The organism is Streptomyces sp. NPDC059957 (genome assembly GCF_042730015.1).
Classification (GTDB): domain Bacteria; phylum Actinomycetota; class Actinomycetes; order Streptomycetales; family Streptomycetaceae; genus Streptomyces.
Window position 1 is genome coordinate 1 of record NZ_JBHWMB010000160.1, and the last position, 4987, is coordinate 4987.

The 4987-nt window shown below is 69.6% G+C and carries 7 protein-coding genes; 4 read left to right on the plus strand and 3 right to left on the minus strand.

Translation table 11 applies throughout. The features are described 5' to 3' along the window. The 3 genes from ACFWBW_RS41460 to ACFWBW_RS41470 all read right to left on the minus strand — a co-directional run. Positions 1-260: LexA family protein (locus tag ACFWBW_RS41460; protein WP_385385008.1), on the minus strand; the 260-nt coding region annotated here is incomplete at its 3' end. Continuing rightward, on the minus strand, positions 257-493 hold the full coding sequence (locus ACFWBW_RS41465) for a hypothetical protein (RefSeq protein ID WP_385385011.1): 237 nt from the start codon (positions 491-493) through the stop codon (positions 257-259). The genes ACFWBW_RS41460 and ACFWBW_RS41465, both read right to left, overlap by 4 nt. 233 nt (positions 494-726) lie before the next feature. After that, entirely contained in the window at positions 727-1290 is a 564-nt protein-coding gene (locus ACFWBW_RS41470) for a TIGR03086 family metal-binding protein (protein WP_385385014.1), read from the minus strand. 901 nt (positions 1291-2191) lie between these two features. On the opposite strand from ACFWBW_RS41470, the gene ACFWBW_RS41475 reads away from it, so the two are divergent. The 4 genes from ACFWBW_RS41475 to ACFWBW_RS41490 form a co-directional block, all read left to right on the plus strand. Further along, complete coding sequence (locus tag ACFWBW_RS41475) at positions 2192-3217, plus strand: ATP-dependent DNA ligase (RefSeq protein WP_385385017.1); 1026 nt, start codon at positions 2192-2194, stop codon at positions 3215-3217. Positions 3218-3600: 383 nt separating this feature from the next. Beyond that, entirely contained in the window at positions 3601-4188 is a 588-nt protein-coding gene (locus ACFWBW_RS41480; protein WP_385385020.1) for an RNA polymerase sigma factor, read from the plus strand. Between the two features lie 230 nt (positions 4189-4418). Next, the gene (locus ACFWBW_RS41485) at positions 4419-4676 is read left to right on the plus strand and encodes a helix-turn-helix domain-containing protein (RefSeq protein WP_385385026.1); all 258 of its coding nucleotides are present in this window, start codon (positions 4419-4421) and stop codon (positions 4674-4676) included. 10 nt (positions 4677-4686) lie between these two features. Further along, positions 4687-4987 (plus strand): hypothetical protein (locus tag ACFWBW_RS41490; RefSeq protein ID WP_385385023.1); only part of this gene is annotated, 301 nt, incomplete at its 3' end.

Here is a 4987-nt window from a genome sequence, read left to right on the forward strand (position 1 = left end):
ACCGGCACGGCCGTGATGTTCTGCGCGGCGGCGAGCCGTCGCCGCCCCGTGCCGGTGACCTCCACGCTGCTCCACGACCGCGTCGCCCGCACCAGCAGCCCGCCCGCCTCCAGCTGGGAAAGCTGGTACGCGACGGACGAGGTGCTCGAAAGGCCGGCCATCACCCCGATCTCCCGGACCGTCGGACCCCTGCCGTGCGTCTCGATGTACCCGGAGACCGCTTCGAGCACCAGCATCCTGCGCGCTTTCAGCCGAATCACGCCGCCGCCTCCCACCCGGAGGCGCGGGCCCGGCGCACCAGTTCGGCGCGCATGGCGGACGAGCACCCGGAGGCGGCCCAGTAGGGGTGGGAAGTCAGCGCCCTGGACAGGTCGATGAGTCGGCGGCGCAGGCGGGTGGCGCTCTGCGTGGGGGTGAGCCGGGCGAGCGCCTCGTAGGTGCGGATCCACTCGTACTGGAGGCGGATCAGGTCGTCGGTGAAAAGCGGAGCCATCCCCTCAGTAGGTCACATGTTCGATTGTAGAGGCAAGGCGACACTGGACCGATCGCGCTGATGTGACTGAGCGTCCTACCTTCCTACCTGGCCAGTGAGCACTAGTTGGCCAGCCCGAGCGTCGACATCTGTGCAGGTCTGCGATGTGGATGGTGATACGGCTGAGCGTCGTAGCTGTGCCCTGTCGGCCAACTACGACGCTCAGATCCTCGGCTCGTGCGCAGAGGGGTGGGTCAGATGGTGCGGCCGAAGTAGGCGGCGAGGCGGTCGGCGGCCGGGGCGTCGTCGGCGGCTTCCTTGGAGGGGCCGAACATGCCGGTGGCGGCGCGGATCTCGTCGGGGAAGTTTCCGTACCAGCCGGCGTAGGCGGCCTGGACGGCGTCGGGGTCGCCGGTGCGGTCCTGGCCGGTGGCGGTGGCCAGGTCCCAGCTGTGCAGGACGGCCTCCAGCAGGTGCAGGTCCACGATCCGCGGACCCGACCCGCCGCCGGGCAGCGGCATCTGCCGGCCGAGCGCGCCGTCGCTCTGCCAGGCGGCGAGGACGTCCTTGGCGCCGCGGGCGTAGACATCGCCGGGCTGCTCGTCGCCGATCTGGTCGCGGGCGAAGAGGGAGAAGTCGGGGCCGCCGCCCTGGGCGAGGGTGACGTAGTAGGGGTTGCCGGCGAGCAGGTGGTTGGTCAGGGCCCGCACGTCGAAGTCCTCGCAGGGGGTGGGCTGGCCGTACTGGTCGGGCGTGACGTTGTTCAGGAGCCCGGTGGTGTGGTTCAGGGCCTTCTCCAGCAGCACGATCTCGGACACGGTTGCGCCTTTCCTCGGGGGTGGTCAGGAGCCGGGTGGCCACACGGCCTCCGGGACTCGCCGGTCGGCTCCAGCACTCAGTCGAAGCCAGGGGAGCCACACCAGCAACTTCAGAATGCACGGGCTTGCGGACAGGTTCTGTCCGCAATGAGGCAGGCGGCCAAGTATCACGCTCAGTGTCCAGGTAGGACGCTCAGTCACAGCTGATGTGACTGAGACGCTCTGGCACATCACCGGCCGTAGGTGTCCTGACACAGTGCGGTGATGGCCGGGCTGTTCACGCCGTGCGGGGAGCGGCACAGGGCGGCCATGTCCCCGGCCCGTACACCGGGGGCGGGCCGGCCGGGGCGGCGCGGTGCGGGCGTACGAGAGCCGGGCTTCGTCTTCGTCCTGGCCTTCGCAGTGGGCTTGGGCGGTGCGGCCCAGTGCGGGACGGTCGCCCTGCGCGGCCGGGTGGGCCCTTGGCGGCTTCGGTGGGGGACGGCTGCGCTCTGACGGCTCGGCGCGGCTGCGGGGCTGTGACGGGTGGGGATGGTGTGGGGTTTGGCTGAGGGGCGGGCCTTGGGCAGGGGGAGAGGGGCAGCGCCAGTTCGGTGGCGCGCTGTCCGGGGCGGGTGGGGCTCGGGTGTTTGTGGTCGGCCGCCGCGGTGGCTGGGGAGGCTTTCGCGGCCGGTCCGGGGGCGGGGTGGACGGTGACGCATCCGGCGGCCGCGAGCAACGCGGCGACGAGCAGGAGAAGAGACCAGCGGCGCATGCCGTCACCGTGCCGCACACGGCTCCCAGACCTGCCCAGGCGGCCCGCTGCACCCCTCGGATGGATGACGCGGCGGCCCTCCCGCCCGGCCGTGTCACGCCAGGCGGGGGGACCCTGGAAGGGGCGTCTGCGGAAGGAGACCCCGGGATGGTGCTCATGCCGCCGGTTGAGCCGATGCTGGCTCAGGCCGCAGAGTCGGTACCGGGCCCGGCTGCGCTGCGCGCCGGGGTGGCCTACGAGCAGAAACTGGACGGCCACCGGGCGCTCGTCTTCACCGCAGCCGGCCCGGCCGGGGCGGTGCTGGTGCAGACCCGCCGCGGATCGCTGGTCCAGGACCGTTGGCCGGACCTGGTGACGGCCGCCGAGACCCAGTTGCCGCGCGGCCTGGTCCTCGATGGCGAACTGGTCGTCTGGGACCCGGAAGCAGGCCGGCTGTCGTTCGAGGCGTTGCAGCGCCGCGCCGCCGCTCGTGGCCGCAGCGCCCCGACCCTGGCCGCCCGGTGGCCGGCCTACTTCGTCGCCTTCGACGTGCTGCAACTGGACGGCCAGGTGCTGCTGCAACGCCCCTACACAGAGCGGCGCACACTCCTGGAAACCCTGTTCACGGACCACGCTTTGACGGCCCCGTGGACGCTGTGCCCGATGACGACGGACCTGGCCAAGGCGCGTGAATGGCTGGAGACCTGGACGGAGGTGTCCGGGGTCGAAGGCTTGGTGATGAAACCCCTGAACAGCCGATACCTGCCCGGATACCGAGGATGGACCAAGGTCCGCCGCAGGGACACCACCGAGGCGATCATCGGCGCGATCACGGGCACCCTGACCCGCCCCGGGCTCCTGGTCCTCGGTCGCCAAGACGAACACGGCCGGCTCCGCGCGGTGGGCCGAACCGTCCCGCTGCGCCCGGATGTGTCCCGGCAGGTCGGCGAGCACCTGGCGGCGGCCGGCTCCGGGCACCCTTTCGAGGGGGTGCGATTCACGGCGGCGTGGGGCAGCCGTGACGCCCTGGACGTGGTGCTGGTCCGCCCGGATCTGGTGGCGGAGATCAGCGCCGATCGGGCCGTTGACCGGGGCGTTTTCCGTCACCCGCTCCGCTTCCAGCGGCTGCGCCTGGACGTGACCGTGGACGATGTCCCGCGCTTCGGGCAAGGGCCTGCTGCGGCGGCCGGCTGACGCCGGCAGCGGCGTCATCTGCTGCTGCCGGAAGTGCCGGGGGCGTGGCTGCGGGGGCGGCCTAAAAGATCTTCCTCATATGAGGCAGCGCTTTGAGCGCCTCGTTCGACTACATGGTGTGAAGGTTCTCGGGAACGACTTGATGGGATGGCTGGGGCCATTCCTTGGGCAGAGCGAAGTCTGGTTGGCGGTGATTCTGTTCGCCGCGGTCACAGCGGCTGTCGCAGGACTCGCAGAGTGGCAGAGGAGGGCCACTCTCCTCGCGCTGGTTCGTAATGCTCCGGCGGGGACCGTGGTGGTCCAAGGCCGAGGAAAAGGCGGGCCGGCGATGCAGATCCGTGTCGGCACCACGTCGCGGGCGGACAAGGACGGGGGGCGGCGGGGTGACACAGCAACGCATCCCTGAACAGACGCAAGGGCAGGTGGCTGAGCTGTGGGACCGGGAAGCGGCTGGCCTTCTGCGGTTCGCCCTGGTGCGCACCCAGAACGACAAGAGCGCCTCGGAGGATCTTGTGCAACGGGTGTTCATGGCTGCTGCCCTGGCATGGGACGAAGTGGGCGGGCGGGATCCGGAGGGGCGCCGCGGCTGGCTGCGCAGAACCTGCCGCAATATGTGGGTTGACGATGTACGGCGGGACGTCAGGTGGAAGGAGCTGGAGCCCGACCTGACACGTCTCTACCAACACGACTGCCCCGACCCTGCTGACGCAGTCATTGCCCGGGACGAGCTTGACCGGTGCTGGGACGTGGTTCGTGGCTTACCCCCCGTGTCGATGCAGGTTGCCTTGCTCTACTTCTTCGAGCAGCAGTCGGCCATGTACATCGCACAAGTCCTCGGTATCGGGCAGTCCCAAGTACGAAAACACGTGGCCAATGCCCGGAAGGTACTGCGCCAGGCTGTGGGCAGGGGCCTCGACGAGGACCTGACCGAGATTGCCGCCCTACAGGAGCGAAAGGAGAAGCGAGCATGACGAACCACACCGACCGGAGCGCAATCGACTCAGACACCATGGTCGCCAACCTGCTGCACCAGATCGAAGCCGCTGTAGTCATCGACGAGGAAAGCCTGGCACAGCGCAAGCAGCACCTCCTCGCTTGGATGGAGGACGAACCCGACCGAGCAGAGCGCCCCGCTCCTGAGACCGCTGTACGCGGTGACGGGCCCGTAGAACAGTCACAGCCGGACAGTTACCCGCCGTCGCTGGATGAACGCCCCTGGTCGGGCGGCCAGTACCAGGGGGAACGGCCGCTCAGCGACGTGCAGTTTTTGACCGTGGCTGAAGTTGCCGCGGTGATGCGCGTCTCCAAGATGACGGTGTACCGACTGGTACACAACGGTCACCTTCCGGGTATCCGAGTCGGCCGTTCCTTCCGAGTCCCTGAGAATGCCGTCCACGAATACCTGCGGGAGAGCATGGACGAGCTCGTCTCGCTTCAAGAGCAGAGGGAAGGCCCCTGAGCCTGGCGCGGTGATCGGACGTCACGCGCCGGATGGCGCCTTCGGCCACTCTGTGCACCGACGAGCAGTGCTTCGCCTGGTCGTGAAGAACCCCGGTGCGGGCCGTCTTGATGGCGGCCCGCGCTTTGGTGTGGGCGGGGCGCAGCGGCGCCCTGAAAGAACCGTGCAGCCTTTTCGCCCGCAGGCGGGCCTGCCCGCACTGACAGTGCGCGCCGAATCGTTCGCCGCGCTGACAGTGAGCACCGTTCTGACACCGGTCCGGAAGCGGGGCGGCGGTGCGCAGCACGCGCGTTGCGGGTGCGGTTCAAGCC